We start from the raw sequence: 17,345 nt of genomic DNA on the forward strand, positions 1-17,345 counted from the left end.
GCCGGGTTATTTATTGGATGCCTAAACATATCTATGCATCATTTTCAATCAATATGTCTCAAAAGTTTATTGACAATAAAATATTTATTAAGTATAATAAGTATAAGTAAATATTTTTTGGGCATAATGTAATAATTTGCATAATTTTGTGAAATGACGGAGCAACTGAAAAAGGGCAAACCTAATGAAAGTTAGGGACGCAAAGCCACGGGCCTTAAGGTTGAATGCCAAGGCAGCCGGGTTGCCAGATTGAGCAAATACATATGTAAGTATTGTGCACTGTTTGGCTTCCAAACAGTGTTTTTTATTTGTAACGAAATAATAATTGCATTATACCGAGAAACAGGAGGTAAAAATGAAAAAAACAAACAAATTGACAGCCATTGTTTTACTGATTGCAATAGCAACACTAAGCTTCCAATTTCAAACTTTTGCAGCACCCGCATCCAAGTATTTTGCAGTTAAGTCAATCACCTTGGACAAAACAGCAATGACACTTACAGTAAATGGACAAGCCGGCATTTTGACAGCTTCTGTAAGCCCTGCTAAAGCCACAGACCAGACTGTAACATGGGAATCAAGCGATTCAGGTGTAGCAACAGTATCAGACGGAACAGTGTACCCTGTTGCAGAAGGTACTGTACAGATAACTGCCATAGCCTCAAACGGTTTAAAATCTTCTCCCTGCACAGTTACCGTAAGTCCAGAAGCAGCGTCATCACAGGCACCTGAGACATCAGCAGATTCAGAAACTGCACCGACTCCGCCGACAGAAACTTCCCCATCCGCACCAATGCCGGCAAATTCAGCTTACATTTCGGAATTTGGAGCAAAAAGCGATGGAATGACGGACGACACTTTAGCATTGACCAATGCACTCAAATCAGGTTATGACGCAATCATAATCCCTCAGGGAATCACATACATCAAGGCCGGCAACATACTGATAGACAGCGGAAAAGCTAAGCTGCTCATAGGTGAAGACGGAGCAGTAATCAAATGCGATTTTGACACTCCAAAGTACCTTTTTAATTTCAAGATCAATGTTGAATGCAGGAATTTGACTATAGATTTTAACAATAAGTACATGACCACAGGCATATCCTACACTCAGGATGTAGGTACCGTTAAAATTTCCGACATTGTTATTCAGAATGTGCGCGATATGGATTCCACAAAAGGAAGCACAGGCATAAACGTGCTGTATTCAGCATTGAACGCCGAAAGGCTTACCTTCCGGAATCTCTATAAGAAGGGAAACGGTGTAATCGGTGAGGATGCAGGAAACCTGACGGGTTTATACTATAAGTCCAGTACAGGAATAAATGGATACATCAATGATGTCAAGTGTATTGAAATGCACAACATTGATTCAAGCGGCAATATTATCTTCGAAGATGTCAGCGGCGTTTATGTTTTGTGCCCTGTGAGATTAAAGGAACCGTTTAAAATAAACAACATAAGCGGGATAAATTTCGGAAAGAGACTAATTAAAACACAGGCATCGGACCTGGTCATAAACGGAGTGACCGGCTATGCAGATAAAGATGACACAATGGTTTGTGTTGGAATACAGGATTTGGCAAATCCCGGTGACACTGAAATCAGCATAAAGAACGTTTCCGTTTCCAACGTGCAGGTGACAGGAAAATTCCTGCTTGCATTTGCTTCAAGTATAGATGGTTTGACCCTGGACGGTTTAACTGCTGATATAACAAAGCCCAACATGGCCGGAAATCAGGGAGACAGCGCGGCCATTCAGTTCTCAGGCAAGAATGCTGTTTTTTCAAATATCACTTCAAAGAGCCGCAAGGGAATCATATTGGTTCAGCATGGCATTGCATCCTTGGGAGCTTTGCCTGTTGACAATGTTACGATTCAAAATTCTTACTTTGAAACTCTGAATGATTCCGGTGTAGCATTTCAGTTATCCGGTGACGCAACTGACTTATCAAACATAAATATTTTAAACTGTGAATTTTATTTAAACAACACTGGCAACCCATGTTTTGTACTTAGAAATACTGATAACAACATCATTGAAAACTTCACGATCAAAAATGTTAAGATAACTTCTCCCACCGGCATGAGAATAATGACGGCAAAAAATGCAAAAGGGATAACAATAGAGGGGCTAACAGCAATTTACAAAAGCACCTCTCCATACAATCCCATTATATGCTCTTACAGTTCAAAGCTGACTTTCAAGGATATATCAGTGCAGAACAGCAGCGGTTCAGTTCCGGTTGTATGTTCTACAGAAAACTGCACTGAAGTTGCATTCAATAATATTGCTGCAACTTACTGCACATCATTGGCAAGTGCATTAAATAACAACATTGTTTTATTCAGCAATATTGATTACAGCAAAGTTACATATAGCGGATCAACAAACGTGACATTTCAATAAGCACTTAATTTAATAGTCGGTTTAGTTAAAGGGACTTTTGCATTAGAGCAACAGTCCCTTTACAATTTAATGAATCATAAAAACATTGTCTGCATTGTTTTTTCAGATTCCGACATAATCCTTTAAAACACTGCATACTGAATCAACATCTGCTTCACTCATGTACGGATGGATCGGCAGCGATAAAACAACATCACACAGCTGGTCGGCAACTGCAAAATCCTTATTGCTGTTATTCAGATATGAGAATGCTGCCTGCTTATGCATGGGCTTTATGTAATAAATCATGCTTGGTATGTTGAAATCCGCAAGTCTTTTGTGAAGCCCATCCCTTTCTTCCCTGTTTCTAAGTTTTATTGTGTACTGTGCAAAACTTGACAAAAAACCCTTTGGAACAAACGGGATTTCGACGATTCCATTCAGCCTTTCATTGTACAAGACGTAAATTCTGTTTGCATCATCAAGCTCATGACTGATAAACGCAGTAAGCTTAACATTCAATACTGCTGCTTGTATTGTATCAAGCCTGGAGTTTATTCCAATTCTTATGTTGTCATATTTATTGTCTCCTTTTCCGTGGACCTTCAAGGATTTTAATAATTCTGCAAGCCTGTCATCATCTGTAAAAACAGCACCCCCATCTCCGTAGCAGCCTAAGGGCTTTGCAGGGAAGAACGATGTTGTGGCGGCATTTCCAAAGCTGCACGCTTTTTTCCCATTTATGCTTCCTCCGAATCCCTGAGCTGCATCTTCCAACACCAGGAGGCTGTACTTTCTTGCAATTTTTTCTATTTCCGGATAATTTGCAGGAAGCCCGAACAAATCAACAGGTATTATGGCTCTTGGTACCAGATTTCCGTCACTCAGTGTATTTTCAATTGCATGCTCCAGCTTCACAGGATCAATATTGAATGTTTCTCTTTCAACATCCACAAAGATCGGGGTTGCGCCTCTGGACGCTACTACTTCTGCAGTGGAGAAAAAAGTGAAGTCAGGCACAAACACCGCATCTCCATATTTTATATTCCAGGCCATCATTACTAAGGTCATGGCATCAGTTCCGTTGGCACATGTTATGCAGTGCTTTACCCCTGTGTAATCAGCAATTCTATCTTCCAGAGCCTTAACCTGGCTTCCTCCTATGAAGTCGGCTTTGAGCAGCACTTCCTGCACTGCACGATCAATTTCCTGTTTATATTTTGTGTATTGCGCCTTTAAATCCCTGAATTCCAATTCAATCACCCCCTAATATCATTTTCTGTTTCTGCTTTTATTTTTCCTTCAGTCATTTTGTATTTTCTTCCGCACTGACAGCTCAGTGACCCGTTCAGTTTCATACCGCATTCGCATACGCTCCCGACTCTCCTTGCCGGCACTCCGGCCATCAGGGCATAATCCGGCACATCTTTAGTTACCACAGCACCGGCGGCAATCATAGCCCATCTTCCAATGGTGTTTCCGCAAATAATAGTTGAATTTGCTCCCAGCGATGCCCCTTCCTTCACAAGTGTCTTCCTGTATCCGGCACTGCCCTTGGGATACTTGCTTCTGGGTGTCAGATCGTTCGTAAATACCATTGACGGTCCGCAGAAGACATAATCCTCAAGCTCCACTCCCTCATAAACAGAAACGTTGTTTTGTATTTTTACCCCGTTTCCTATCTTTACATTATTGGATATGTTCACGTTCTGTCCTATGGAACAGTTTTCACCTATTTTAGAATTTTTCTGAACATGGCAAAAGTGCCACACTTTTGTTCCTTCACCAATTTCTACATTATCGTCTATGTAGCTGCTTTCATGAACGAAATAACCTGCCATTATCTTCTCCTTTAAACTTTCTTGTTCATTAATATTTCCTGAACCCTTTCAAGGACCTTGACCACCTCATGCCCTGATTTACCATCCGATATTTCAATTTTACCGTTTAGATTTTCAATAAAATATTTCAATTCTTCCTCCAGAGGCATTGCTTTCTCATAAAATATTTTTTCGGCAGGCTTTTCAGTAATCACCGGCTGGTTGAATACCACATCAATGTGCTTATCATAGAAATAAATAATCTTTTCTTCAGATGAATCGTCAAATGACACCATGCCCCTGCTGCCTATTACCACCAGTCTCTGTTCCTTGAATGGATGAATCCAGGATACGAATATGTGGGCGTGGACATTTTCCGGGTATGTAATATGTGTCATCGTAAAATCACAAATTCCGGATTGAAGAAACTCAGATCCAACTGCTTCGATACTGACAGCCTGTTTTCCGATTAAATAATCAAGCACGGATATATCGTGAGGAGCAAATGACCAAAACACATTTTCTTCAGTTCTCACTGTTCCAAAATTCAATCTGTTTGAATAAATGTAGTGCAGTCTGCCTAATTTACCACTTTCAATCATCTCCTTGATTTTTTTTATGGCAGGATGAAACAGCAAAAGGTGGCCTGTCATAAGTTTTGCTCCGGTTTTCTCTGCAATGCTCATAAGTTCCCCCGAGTTAAGTGAGGAAAGAGCCATTGGTTTTTCTATAAGAACATTCAATCCCCTTTCAAGAAGGTTTTTCCCGATCGGATAATGGGTTTCAGCCGGAGTTGCAAGAATATATCCGTCAAATTGCCTGTCTATGGCTTCTTCAATGTTTAAAAAACCTTCCGTATGATATTGCGTCACAATGTCCTGCAGAGTTTTCCCGTCAGTTTCAACAACTCCGCACAGATTTCCCAGCTTATGAAGAGTTTTAATATGGTTTTTCCCCCATCGCCCCCCTCCGATCACACATATTCTTTTCCTCATATTTTTTCCCCCTTCCGCGGATTACAGAAGCTCAATATTTTCTCTGCTGCTGCAGTTTTTCATTGCATTTTTTGTGTCAAATACAAATGAGGCGTGCCGTTGCACCATATCGTAATCCACATCTGTGTGAGCAGTGGTGATCATAACGAGATCAGCGCCTTCAACCAATTTCATCGTCAGTTCTTTTTCTCCTTTGAATACATGTTTGTTATGCTGATATTCCTTAATGAATGGATCATAAAACATAACCTGTGCCCCGTCTTTGTTAAGTTCTTCAATGACTCTTAGTGCCGGGCTCTCCCTGCAGTCGTCGATATCCTGTTTGTAAGCTACGCCCAGCACCAGGATTTTTGAGCCGCCTATTGTTTTTCTGAATCGGTTTAATATTCTGCTTGCTCTTTCAACGCAGTACTCAGGCATACGGTCATTTACCATCATTGATGATTCAATCATGGATGTATGAAATCCGTACTCCCTGGCCTTCCATGACAAGTAGCACGGATCCAGAGGTATGCAGTGACCGCCAAGCCCTGGGCCGGGATAAAACGCCTGAAATCCGTATGGCTTGGACTTCGCTGCATCTATTACCTCCCAGATATTAATGCCCATCTTGTTGCACAGTATTGCCAGCTCGTTTATAAGGCCAATATTAACGTTCCTGTATGTGTTTTCCAGTATTTTTTCCATTTCAGCCACTGCAGGCGATGAAACGCGATGGATGGGAGCTTCCAGAATTTTTTCATACAATACTGCCGCTATTTCTGTGCACTCAGGAGTAATTCCGCCCACAACCTTAGGTGTATTCTTAGTCTTGTACAATATATTGCCTGGATCAACACGTTCCGGAGAAAAAGCAAGGTAGAAGTCCTGTCCGCATTTCAATCCCGAAGACTCAAAAATAGGCTTGAGCAATTCCTCGGTAGTACCGGGATAAGTGGTGGATTCCAACACTATGAGCATATCTTCATGCATGTATGGAACTATGCTTTCTGCAGAAGTCTTAACATAGCTTATATCAGGCTGCTGATGTGAATCCAGTGGCGTTGGTACACATATGCATATGCAGTCAGCTTCCGCAACCTTTGCAAAATCAGTTGTGGCTGAAAGGAACCCTGACGATACTATGGCTTCCAGATCCTCATTAACAACATCGCCTATATAATTCTTGCCTTCGTTAACCATGTCAACCTTTTTCTTTTGCATATCAAAACCGATAGTCCTGTATCCTGCTTTTGCTTTTTCAACGGCAAGAGGAAGCCCTACATATCCGAGACCAACTACACCCAGTGTTGCTGTTTTATCTTTTAGCTTTTGCATGAGACTATGTTTCAATTATTATACACCTCCCTTACTTATTCTGTTATCAGTTTTATTATTTCTCTGCCGCTTGTAGCGAGACAATCATTTTCATATAAACACCTCATCGTTTCTTCATAAGCCTCAGTCCATCCATCAAGAAGTTCATCCGTACAGTCAAAGGATGTGTTGTGGTAAAGAAGCACAAAGACACCATTGTGCTTTTTAACTGTACTTATTAATTTTTTAGAAACGTCCATTCCCTGCTCCGGCGTGTATGCTCTGTAGTCTTTGCCTTTAAGCGTTTGCTCCATAACGATGAGAGGTATTTCCCATATTTCCAGAAGTCTGTTTTCAACTATGTCATAGGGCTTGAATGGAAAGCATGTTCCGCATCTGAAGCCCTCAGCATCTGCAAAGCCTAAAGTGGTGTCATACAGAAATCCGGCCTTGCTTTGTATTCGCCATGTTGACGGAGCTGAAAATCTCAGGAAATGCTGTCTGCATCCGTATGGCATTTCTTTTATTATTGAGTCCAGCTCTTTCTTTTCCGTTACAAGGGCTTCTTCATGGCTGTAACTGTTGAAGCTGCCGTGATATCCGGCCTCGAACCCTTCATTTTCAATTTTTTGTATTAGTTTTACCACCTTTGCATCGTGTACATTGTAAAAGTTATCAAACTCTGAGCTTCCTCCGGTCATGAAATAAAAGGATGATTTAAAGTTATAAGACTTCTCCAGATCAATTATATAGTCGAAGGTGTAGTATGGATCCCGTCTGTATCCTCCTGAACGTCCTGCCAATATCTTTATTGCAGCAATCGGTTTTTTATGTTTTATAAATAACCCTGCAGATGACCTGAGCAAAACTCCAATAGTATTGTATTTCAAAACGTCATCCACGTCATGAGTCAAACATGCAGCAAATTTCTTGTCCCCCCACCATTTCTTTTTTTTATACCCCAGGTTAAACCTTTCGATAAAGCTCCACAAGAGGTCCGCATGCTCATTTACAACAGGCCTGTGCAGAAATCCGTTCTTAAAAGCAAATGATTCCGCTGCCGGAAATCGATTGAATCTTTCCTTCCGGCTCGCTTCAAAATTTATGACTTCCTCGTACCTGGTTAGCATAAAGAATATGTCCGAAACAATATCCATATTTGTTTCTATAATTCCGGCGGTATAATCTTCATTTATGTACAGTTCGCAGTCTTCGCTGAATATAGAGAGATGACCGTTATAATGTCTGACATTTTCAGGAATAGACAGGATATCCATATAGTTTTTTCCGAAAAGTCTGCCGCACTGCTTGATGAAAATCACATTACGGCAGCCTGACTGCTGAAAATCAGATACCCTATACCCGTAATCAATTATAATATCATCATGTTTCAACCTTTCATCTTCTATGTGGCTCAGCACCTTGAATTCCAGTCCAGCCATGAAAAAGATGTTCATAAATGCATATTCAATCTGATTTTTAAAGTCTGAATTCTGTATGTGCAGCCATAACATAATCCACCTCATATTTTTGACTTCCGACAATGATTAACTTAGAGAATCTTCTTTTACATTCATATCCTTTCTGAATTTATGGTACATAAATGCATAAAACGCCGCCATGTACACACTGCCCTCAATTATGGCAATACGAACCGTATAATCTTCAAAAATGTACTTCATGATATAATGAAATATAACCTGTGCCGACAACATCCCTGCCATCCATGCAATCAGTCTGTACCTGCTTTTTAGCAATCGTGCAACCATTATGATATCAGGTGTATCAGCTTTCACGTCCAGCACATACAGCAATAAGTATGCTATCAAGGTGGATACTGCAGCAACCTCATATCCCATAACAGGTACAAAAATAAAATTCAGAACAATATTTGTCATGCATGCAGCAGTTAAGTTAATTACTATTTTCTTCAGCCTATGCTTAAATCTCAGGCGGTCTTCATGCATATTTGATATGCCGTATATAAACGTCGTGATCATAATGTACGGCATCATCTTATATCCTACTCTGAACTTCTCACCTAGCAAAAGCTCTGCTACTTCCTTTGAAAACAGGCTGAAATAAACCGTGCACGGCAATATGCAGATCAGGTACAGCATCACGTACCTGTAAAACATGTTTTCATTCGTTATATCTTCTTCATAAAGCCTGAATAAGTGCGGGTTGACTATATTGAAAAATATATTTACAAATGCAAAGACGCTGATTTGAGACAATCCGTAAATCTGATTGTAAATACCTACCTTATCAGTTGAGTAGAATATTTTTATTACATACCTGTCGCCGGATACGAGCAGCAGCAGACTGATGTTGAATAAAATGGTTGCAAAGCTGTACGCCGTCAATTCCCTTATAAGTTTCCTGGATATGTTCTTCAGGTCAAACACATAATTTTTCCCGAATTCATGGATAATGTATATTGCAAAAACAGAATTTACAATGTTGCTGCAGTTAAGCATTGCATCGATTGAATTCTTAAATACAAATGTCAGAACAAGCAATATGACAAAGCTGATCACTGCCGTAATTGATACCAACAAATTGTATGCTGATGATTTCCCGTCAAGCCGTAGGGTTATGAGGTATATTGAAGTAATGGCATGTGTAACAAGGCTTAAATAATTTGCAGCTATTAATTTCTTTACCACTGCATCCTGTGCAAAAAAAATCCAGACTGCTGCCGCCAGTGTTGTAAACAGAAACCCTATGAAAAGCAGTGCGGCAATTGTAGTATAAAACGTGTCCAGATCTTTGTTGTTCTTTTCGTGAATGTAATATCTCCATATGCAGCTGAGCAGCCATGAAAAGGCAAATAAATTTATGTAGCTGAACGTTGTATTTACCAATGCAAGATTGCCATAGTCCGTGGGGCTGTAATACCTGGTGAATATGGGCGTTTTTATGAAGCCAAGAATCATCGGAACAGCTGCACCAATGGAATACCACAAAAAATCCTTTTTCAGTCTGCTAATGTTCATTATTCGCTTCTCCATTTGCATATTTTAATACACTCAATGATATACGCTCATAGGAAAAATAACCGGCTCCCTTTTCCTTTGCTGCCCTTTTCATCTCTTCATATTTTGAGCTGTCTGTTATTTGCTTCAGCTTCTCATATATTTCCTCTGATGAGCCGTCTTCCAGAAAATCAATATTGCCGCCAAGGTCAAGGTATTCAGCACCAAAATGCCTCTTTACCACCACTGCCAGCCCACAGGCTATAGCCTGCTGCCACAGTGCCGACTGCCCCCCGGGGAATACAGCTATATCGGAAGCCTTGTAAATTTTGTAGTATTCATCGGGTGTTAACATTCCGGCGTACTTGATAAAACCACCACAGTCACTGATTTCATTTTTCATGGGCTGCTGGATTTCATCGGAGAGAGAGCCGAAAATAATCAGTTTAATACTGCTGTTTTCCTTGTTCAGCGCTTTTATGGCACGGATCAGCTCCAAGCTCTTTTTCTTGACGTCAAGCTTACCTCCATGGCATACCACAATGTCATCATCCTTTAATCCGAATTTTTTCCTTGTTTCAGCCCTCACTGACTCTGTCTGCTGTCTTCCCACCTCTTGCACGCAGCCTAAAGGCAGCAGCTCAAGCTTATCATGGGGAACCATGTAGTACTCCTCAGCAAATTTTTTGCAGGACGGCGCTATGAAGAAAATCTTTTTATAGTACGGATACATTGTTCTGTTCAATTGTCTAAGGATGCTCATCAGCACCCTATCCTTTACTTTGCTGTTCACGGGAGAGTTGTAGTAATCCTGATGGATATCAGCCACTGCGGCACAGCTGCTGTTTTTTTTGATATATTTTTTCACCTGAAGAGCCGAAATGCTTCCCATGAGACCGTGAACCATAATAAAGTCAGGTCTTAAGGCGCAGAGCAAACCATATATGTCATAGGGTGAAAAAACATCCATAAGCTTGCTGCATAACATCTTTTGCTTTGCGACTCTTATGACCCTTACTCCATCATTGAGAAAATAGTCATCACATGCAGCTTCTTCAACTTCACCTGAATCTATATGCCTTTTATTCTGGGCGATGACGGTGACTGTGTGACCGAATTTTCTGTGGCAGCCCGGCATGATATTTTCCTGGTACCCCCAGCCATCTGTATAGGGACTGTTGAGGCAAACGTGAACGATATTCATATTATTTACCTGCTTCATGGTATATTTCCATAATTCTCATGATGTTCATGTCCCTGTTGTGAGTTAGTGAGGCATGTATCCTGGCATTTTGAGAAAATACAGCTGCCTTTTCCTTGTTTTTAAATATTTCGCACACATAATATGCCAGCATGTACGGAGCATCTGCCTGATAAACAAATCCTTCCTGGTTGTGCTTCAGCATGTCAGCAACCCCTCCCACATCCGCAGCAACGCACGGCACACCAAGAATCATTGCTTCACCAAGGGAGTTCGGACTGTTTTCAATGGACGACGGCAATACAAATACGTTGGATCTTAAATATCTGCGGCACATCTGTTTTTCGTCCAGTATTCCGGTGAATATCACATGATCTTTTAAACTGAATTTTTGAATCAGCTCCCTTAAGTATCCGGCGTAAGCAGTCAGTCTGGCTTTTTCAATCATGGTGTTGGATTTTGTTATATCGTATCCTGCAACATACAGCCTTGTTTCAGGAAAAACCTTCAATATGCGGGGCAATGCCTCAAGCATATGATGAGCACCCTTTATAGGATGTGATGCCTGGCTGATTGTAATAGAATATGGCTCGCATTGATCCAATGACCATTCATGCTTGTAAAACTCATCCCTGAGCGTTTCATTGCAAAAGTGATATGCTGCCTCCGGATTGATCTGTGACGTACATGCCCTGTCCCAGGAAGTTCGGCCTGTAATGTGCTTTACTTTCTTAAGTGCTTCAATCTCCAGATAACCTTTTTCGAGCATTTTTTTGCATGCCCTTTCCATGTTCTGTCTTCTGATGAAGTCCCTGAAAGAATATCCCCTGATGATTCTCATGGGCAGAGAGGCATAATAGTGAATGGGATATACGGACACGAGCCCTTGTATGCTTATTAACACCTTATGGACGACATCAAGTCTCTCACAAGTGTTCACCATAGCCAGCGTGTGCGGAAATTCTGTTCCGAAAATATGAATCACATCAGGATTGACCTTCTGAATTATGTATGCAAAGTACTCCTCGGTTTTTGCATAATGCTTATCAAGTTTTTTTTGTGGGAATCCGAAGTACTTCATGTTTTCAACTTCACCGCTAAGAAGCCCATCCTCAGACGAAACAGGGAAACATACCGATAGCTGAACATCACTTATTTTCAGCAGGTCGTTTGACAGTCCTGTCAGCCACCCTCCAAAACTATCTGCCTGTCTGTTTAAACTGTTTGAAACAATCGGTAGCATTATGTTGCACAACCACAATATTCTCACTTTCATCCTCCTTTGAATGATGAATCGAATTGACTCCCAAGCCCAGCAATATGTAAAACGCAGGCTCCATGTTCAGATAACTGCCTGATAAAAAAAGCTTTATGAACCCTGTGGACAAAAATATAGTAACCAGGTTGCGGATTTTTTTATTCCTGCTTTTAATACCGCTGAAAATGACTAAAAGCACTGTGCATATGATTATTGGTCCAAACACATAGCCGAATTGTGCCATAACCTCTATGAAAAGGTTATGGGCATAATGTCCGTCAGATATGAGTTTATCGCCGTACAGTCCGGCGCCGAACAATGAAAAAGACTTGATGATTGCAGTCCATATCATGCCTCTGCCGGAGTCATTAAAAATGCTGTTGTTCATTAAAAGCTGCAGTGTTCTGCTGTTCATTCCAAACTTATCTGAAATGAATATCAGCCATGATAATATGCTGTCGAAAAACAATGCTATAAATAGCAGTGAAGTTGCCAGCAGCATGAACACCCGCATTTTGTTAAGAAGTGGTGCTTTTCTCAAGAATAGGTACAAAAGCAGAGAAAATGCTATGCATACGAGCGGTCCTCTGGCTCCGGTCAGTATGATTGCAGTAAAGCACAGCAATCCTATCACAAGAAAAAGCGGCTTTTTTCTTTCAAAATACATGGCCAGAAGAAATGAGGTATGCAGTGTCATGTTGTATGAAAATGTCATGTATTCCAGATTCATTCCGCGAAAGAGCTGTATGAAGTATGTTGATATTGAGCATATTCCGACTGTAACCGAAGATACCGTCAAATAGTCATACAGAAGGTTATAGTCTGTAATGTACCGGATTAAAACATATCCTGATATTGAAAAAAAGAACAACACATATAAAGGGTTTCCAAGCAAATCACTTACCGAAGTAAACATGAGCTCCCTGTTGGCCGGGAAAAACAAGTATGTTGCCATATAGACAAAGGAAAAAAACAGAATCATGAAAATGACATCAAGCTTTAAGCTCCTGCCTACAATCAGAAAAGATTTTGCAAACATTGACAGCATGATCAGGTACATCATAAATGTATCCAGATTGAACCATTCACCGACGAAAAAACCAGAAATGCTTTTTATGAAAATCAGAATCGGCGTGAATGATATCAGGAAGCAAATTGTTGCAGCAAGTGTTTTTTGTTTACTTTGTACTTCATATGTCTTCAGAGACTTTTCCATGCTATCACCTGTGCCTTACTGTTCCATGGCTGAGTTCAGTATTTTTTTAATATATGTTGGGAAATGTTTGCTGTATATATGTTCGATTTCCTCAGCATCCGCATTTTTTCCCTTGCTCCTGAGACTGAAGTTTTCCATGAGCATAGAACCTTCTTCAACGCTTGAGGAATCTTCATCTATCTGGACTGCCAACGGATACAAATTAAGCGTTGTGTCCTGCAACTTGTTTTTGTATATGCCGATAATCGGCTTTCCGGAAGAAACATATTCAAACGTCTTGCTCGGTTTGAATTCAGGTGCTGAGTTTCCAACACTTACCAGCACATCAGCACTGTTAATTACCCTCATGATTTCATCCTGTGCAACCAGTTCGTGCCTTACGATTCTGCCAGAGGACATTCTGACACATTTGTCGATTAGTTCTTCGCAGTCGCTGGCAGCATACAGATGCAAAATCAGATCCTTATTTTTTGTACCCAAAAAGGCTTTAAGAAGGTATTCAGGATTTCGGATATCCTTGTAAAACCGTCCTGCATATACCAGATTTATCTTATTATGATTAAACAGCAGGCTGTCAGTCTGCATATCATTAGATGGCATCAGGTATGGCAGCGGAAAAGTCTTGGCCTTAAAGGATGCATAAAGTCCTTTTCCGTTTTCAAATATTTCCTCAGACAGCAAATTGATGTCTGCATGTGATAGAACTTCCTGCTCTGCGTGTAAAGATTTTCCCGCATTTTTACCAAAAAACTTCTTGCCGATTCGGCTGCTTAAATAATAAGGATCAACGGTATAGGTTACCCACCGCACTTCCGGAAAAGCATTTTTAAAGGCTTTGCCTGCCAGGTGTGCAGAAAACGGCGAGTTTACAGTTAGAACAACGTCAATTTTGTTTTCTGCATGGATTTTTAGAAGCTGAGCGTATGATTTCTTATAGTACCATCGAAGGTTGTCAGGGAAAAAAACCACACTCTGAATCCTGCCTGCAGCCTTCATGGCAACAACACCTGCATGATAAACACTTTTTAATATACTGTGGGATGTTTTCATCCTTCGCTTTGCAAACCAATTTTCTGTGAGAAGGCGCCAGTTGCATAAGCCGTACAATGTCTCACCGCGCACCTGCTTTCCGTACATTTTTTCTGATCCTGACTGAATGAATATCACATCCACACGATATTTGTCCTTCACCAACGACACATACCGGGAAGCACATCTGCCTGTAGGTGAGGGCTGAGGGTAATACATTCCTGCAATTAACACTAAGTGCTTCATATTATCCACCTTCCAGCAAGTTTCTTATATGTTTTATATAACCCCATAAAATGTTGCTGTCATTTTTGCAGTAAACTTCTCTCAGCCAGTTTCTGTTCGGCAGCAATATGTCCAAGATGCCGTAAAAAAAGCCTGTGTCGTTGGAATTTGCTTCAATGAGAAGCACCTTAAGGCCCCGGGGCTCATATAACAGAGAATTGCTTTCACTGTCATAAACAATTTTTAAAATCCTTGATATCTGTTTTTCATAATGTTTTCTATAATCAAGAATAGCATCTGGAATGTCAGCCTCTATAAGCTTTTTCGACAGAATGCATGCTGTCAAAAGCCTAACCATTGTTCCGTCCCGCTTTGCAAATCCACATATTTTTTCCCAGTTCACAGATAAGCTTGAAATATTCTTTATATCTATGTACAGCCTGATGTCAGGTGCCCGGCTGAAGCTGTGCAGGGAAATGTGCATTAGGCAGATGTACATGGCAGATTCTATGTCTGCCAGCTTTATTGCAGTGCTTCTGTAACTTAAAAGTTTGCCCCATTCAATGAATTCATCTGCAGTTACAAAACACGGCAGCTTGATTCTTGACAACGGATACCAGCATACTGAAAAATAAAATTCCTTCGGTAAACAAGCTTCATTGTGAAAACTTGAATTAATCAGTTTATTTTGGGTATACCTCTCCTTAATTTTGTATCCCAGTTCCCGGAATGATTCATAAATTTCTGATTTTTGAGATATGTCAGCATAAATGTCCACATCCCCTGAAGCAAAAAGCGATTTGTCGCTGTCTGAAAGCAAAAGTGCTCCGAAATTTTCAGAAACAAATATTTTGTTTACAAAGCGCTCTTCCATTTTTTTAAATACAGCATCCAGACATCTGATTATCTCTTCGTTGCGTTTTTTATATTCCAGTGTTATGTCATCCCAAAACCTGCTGTCAGTATCAAACTGTGACATGAGCGCTGCTGCAAAAGGAAGTATCTTTTTGTTCTTCGAAAATTCATATATGTTTTTCTGTCCTTCCTGCTCATATAACCGGATGATAGTTTTTTTTTCATACTCAGTCAGTTCCGTGTTTTTAAAAGCTGCCTTCACAAATTCCTCATACAGATCATTCATGGTATCTCCATCCCATCTTATCTATTTCTTCTGCCATGCTGTCGAAAATCTTTCCGCCGTAATCAAGAGGCAGCTCAAGCATATCTTCAAGGTAAAACATTATATCTTCCAGCGTTATGACGGCTATAACTGCCAGCATGTTGTAATCCTTCCTTGTGTCATTAAACAGGATTGACTCTCTCACATAGTCTTTTTCCCTGTCGTCCATCATCTTTTTAAGCATGTCTGCCCTCCTTGTTGACAGGAAAATTGTGGCGCAGTCGTACCATATGCTTCTCTTCTGATGTGTTTCCCAATCGATTATGTACGTCCTTTCACTTTCATTTTCCACCCACACATTTCCCGACTGAAGGTCCCCGTGGGTTTCCACGGCCGGGATCATGGCATTTAAGAGAATGCATTTCATTACTGCCTTTTCTGCAATCTCAAGAACTGTTTCGCAGCTGCTGATATTCTTAATGGACTTTGCAGCTTTTATTTTAGCTTTTATGTCATCATAGAGTTTTTTGGCATATTCTGAAGCATCTATGTATTCCAAAGAGCCGACTGCTATTATTTTCATGTATCCTGCCGCTTCTCTTACACACTTTTGATACAGTCTTTCATCTGTTATCCTGGCAAGAGACTGTCCCGATAATATTTTCTCGCGATACCAGTCTTCGCCGTAATCCAGTATTTTCGGTATAAAAGCATAACTGTTTTTTAAACGGTATGACAGTTCATTGTCAAAATACTTGCGGGTAAAACCATTTTTTATTACAGCATCCACATATCCTTCATCAAAATAATAAATTCTGATTTTCCTGTTTGCCGGAATAATAGCAGCGGAATCACCGATTATGCTCTTGGGGCACACCTCTAGACCTTTTTCGGATAAGAGCCCTGCGGAAAAACAGCAGCACAGCACATACAGTTTTGCCAGTGTCCTCTTGATCATCTTATTCCTTATATTGTACTGCTTCAGAAGAAAGCGCAGTATTTTAATGCTCGGTGTTCTTGTCATAATAATACCAACGCGCGGATAAATCACAAGGTGACTTTTAAAATTGTACCCGCTGGTTTTAATGTCTGCGGCTTCTCCGTACACAGTTTTAAAATATCTATTCAAAGTGTTCTCATTGATACTGTAAAAATCCTCTCTGAGCACCATTTCATCAATTCTCAATGCTAAGGGCCTCCAATATGCTTTTGTGTATTTCGTCTATCGGCTTTAATCCATCCATCACGTGTGTCCATTTCCCTTCTTCCATCAAATCCATGTACAGACTGATTTTAGCCTTTTTAATATTCAGGCTGTCAGGTGCTGCTTCATTTTTCTCTTTGTCCCTTTTCAGCGACTCCTCAGCCGTTATGGTGAAAACAAATGATGTTTCAGGTTTTGGCGATACTGACACCGCAAATTTCCATAACGGCCATCTGTCGATTTCTATGCCTGAAAATTCTGTTTTCAGTTCCACATATGTATCCCAAATATACCTGTCGCAGATTAATACTGTGTTGAAAAAATCAAGAAACCTGTAATATATGCCGAAATACCAGCACAGATCCAAAATCGATGCAATAAGCAGAAGTTTTTTCTTAACCGTGCTTTTGTATATTTGATCTCTGTATGACATCTTTTGTTCAAAATTCATCTTCCTGTCGCGACGTACAATGCTTTTGACCAGCAGAATACCGGGAGTTCCTCTTGCCTTCCCCCATATTTTTTTGACCCTTATTCCTTTTTTTAAGCAATAATCATAAAGCATGTTTATTTGTGTTGTTTTGCCGGAACTGTCGATACCGCTGAAACTCACC

14 protein-coding genes and 1 riboswitch are annotated in these 17,345 nt (G+C 40.4%); of the genes, 1 reads left to right on the forward strand and 13 read right to left on the reverse strand.

Going from position 1 to position 17,345, the window contains the following annotated elements:
* Positions 1 to 164 precede the first annotated feature (164 nt).
* Positions 165 to 249: riboswitch (cyclic di-GMP riboswitch) on the forward strand.
* A 106-nt stretch (positions 250 to 355) separates the two neighbouring features.
* On the forward strand, positions 356 to 2,410 hold the full coding sequence (locus AAGU76_RS17405; protein ID WP_342486799.1) for an Ig-like domain-containing protein: 2,055 nt from the start codon (positions 356 to 358) through the stop codon (positions 2,408 to 2,410).
* A gap of 102 nt (positions 2,411 to 2,512) precedes the next feature.
* On the opposite strand, the gene AAGU76_RS17410 is transcribed toward AAGU76_RS17405, so the two are convergent.
* From AAGU76_RS17410 to AAGU76_RS17470, 13 genes are read right to left on the reverse strand one after another with little or no spacing between them, the layout of a single operon-like run.
* A complete protein-coding gene (locus tag AAGU76_RS17410) occupies positions 2,513 to 3,643 on the reverse strand; it encodes a DegT/DnrJ/EryC1/StrS family aminotransferase (RefSeq protein WP_342486800.1) in 1,131 nt (376 codons plus the stop codon).
* Positions 3,644 to 3,648: 5 nt separating this feature from the next.
* Positions 3,649 to 4,230, reverse strand: coding sequence for a DapH/DapD/GlmU-related protein (locus tag AAGU76_RS17415; RefSeq protein ID WP_342486801.1), 582 nt, complete (start codon positions 4,228 to 4,230; stop codon positions 3,649 to 3,651).
* Positions 4,231 to 4,241: 11 nt separating this feature from the next.
* Positions 4,242 to 5,204 carry a Gfo/Idh/MocA family oxidoreductase gene (locus AAGU76_RS17420; protein WP_342486802.1) on the reverse strand — a complete coding sequence of 321 codons (963 nt, stop codon included), beginning with the start codon at positions 5,202 to 5,204 and terminating at the stop codon, positions 4,242 to 4,244.
* A 21-nt stretch (positions 5,205 to 5,225) separates the two neighbouring features.
* Complete coding sequence (locus tag AAGU76_RS17425) at positions 5,226 to 6,536, reverse strand: nucleotide sugar dehydrogenase (RefSeq protein ID WP_342486803.1); 1,311 nt, start codon at positions 6,534 to 6,536, stop codon at positions 5,226 to 5,228.
* Between the two features lie 20 nt (positions 6,537 to 6,556).
* Positions 6,557 to 8,014, reverse strand: coding sequence for a polysaccharide deacetylase family protein (locus tag AAGU76_RS17430; RefSeq protein ID WP_342486804.1), 1,458 nt, complete (start codon positions 8,012 to 8,014; stop codon positions 6,557 to 6,559).
* Positions 8,015 to 8,047: 33 nt separating this feature from the next.
* Positions 8,048 to 9,499, reverse strand: coding sequence for an oligosaccharide flippase family protein (locus AAGU76_RS17435; RefSeq protein ID WP_342486805.1), 1,452 nt, complete (start codon positions 9,497 to 9,499; stop codon positions 8,048 to 8,050).
* Positions 9,489 to 10,682 carry a glycosyltransferase family 4 protein gene (locus AAGU76_RS17440; protein ID WP_342486806.1) on the reverse strand — a complete coding sequence of 398 codons (1,194 nt, stop codon included), beginning with the start codon at positions 10,680 to 10,682 and terminating at the stop codon, positions 9,489 to 9,491. The genes AAGU76_RS17435 and AAGU76_RS17440 overlap by 11 nt, the downstream gene beginning before the upstream one ends.
* A gap of 1 nt (position 10,683) precedes the next feature.
* The gene (locus AAGU76_RS17445; protein ID WP_342486807.1) at positions 10,684 to 11,949 is read right to left on the reverse strand and encodes a glycosyltransferase; all 1,266 of its coding nucleotides are present in this window, start codon (positions 11,947 to 11,949) and stop codon (positions 10,684 to 10,686) included.
* Positions 11,879 to 13,153: an O-antigen ligase family protein gene (locus tag AAGU76_RS17450; protein ID WP_342486808.1), complete on the reverse strand. Its 1,275-nt coding sequence runs from the start codon at positions 13,151 to 13,153 to the stop codon at positions 11,879 to 11,881. The genes AAGU76_RS17445 and AAGU76_RS17450 overlap by 71 nt, the downstream gene beginning before the upstream one ends.
* Before the next feature lie 15 nt (positions 13,154 to 13,168).
* Positions 13,169 to 14,428 (reverse strand): hypothetical protein, encoded by a 1,260-nt coding sequence (locus tag AAGU76_RS17455; RefSeq protein ID WP_342486809.1) that lies wholly within the window; start codon positions 14,426 to 14,428, stop codon positions 13,169 to 13,171.
* Between the two features lies 1 nt (position 14,429).
* Positions 14,430 to 15,548 carry a hypothetical protein gene (locus AAGU76_RS17460; RefSeq protein ID WP_342486810.1) on the reverse strand — a complete coding sequence of 373 codons (1,119 nt, stop codon included), beginning with the start codon at positions 15,546 to 15,548 and terminating at the stop codon, positions 14,430 to 14,432.
* A complete protein-coding gene (locus tag AAGU76_RS17465; RefSeq protein WP_342486811.1) occupies positions 15,541 to 16,713 on the reverse strand; it encodes a hypothetical protein in 1,173 nt (390 codons plus the stop codon). The genes AAGU76_RS17460 and AAGU76_RS17465 overlap by 8 nt, the downstream gene beginning before the upstream one ends.
* Positions 16,703 to 17,344, reverse strand: a complete 642-nt coding sequence (locus AAGU76_RS17470; protein WP_342486812.1) for a hypothetical protein — start codon at positions 17,342 to 17,344, stop codon at positions 16,703 to 16,705. Before AAGU76_RS17470 ends, AAGU76_RS17465 begins: the two co-directional genes overlap by 11 nt.
* Between the last annotated feature and the right edge of the window lies 1 nt (position 17,345).

The sequence above is a fragment of the Sedimentibacter sp. genome, from assembly GCF_038562225.1.
Taxonomy (GTDB): domain Bacteria; phylum Bacillota; class Clostridia; order Tissierellales; family Sedimentibacteraceae; genus Sedimentibacter.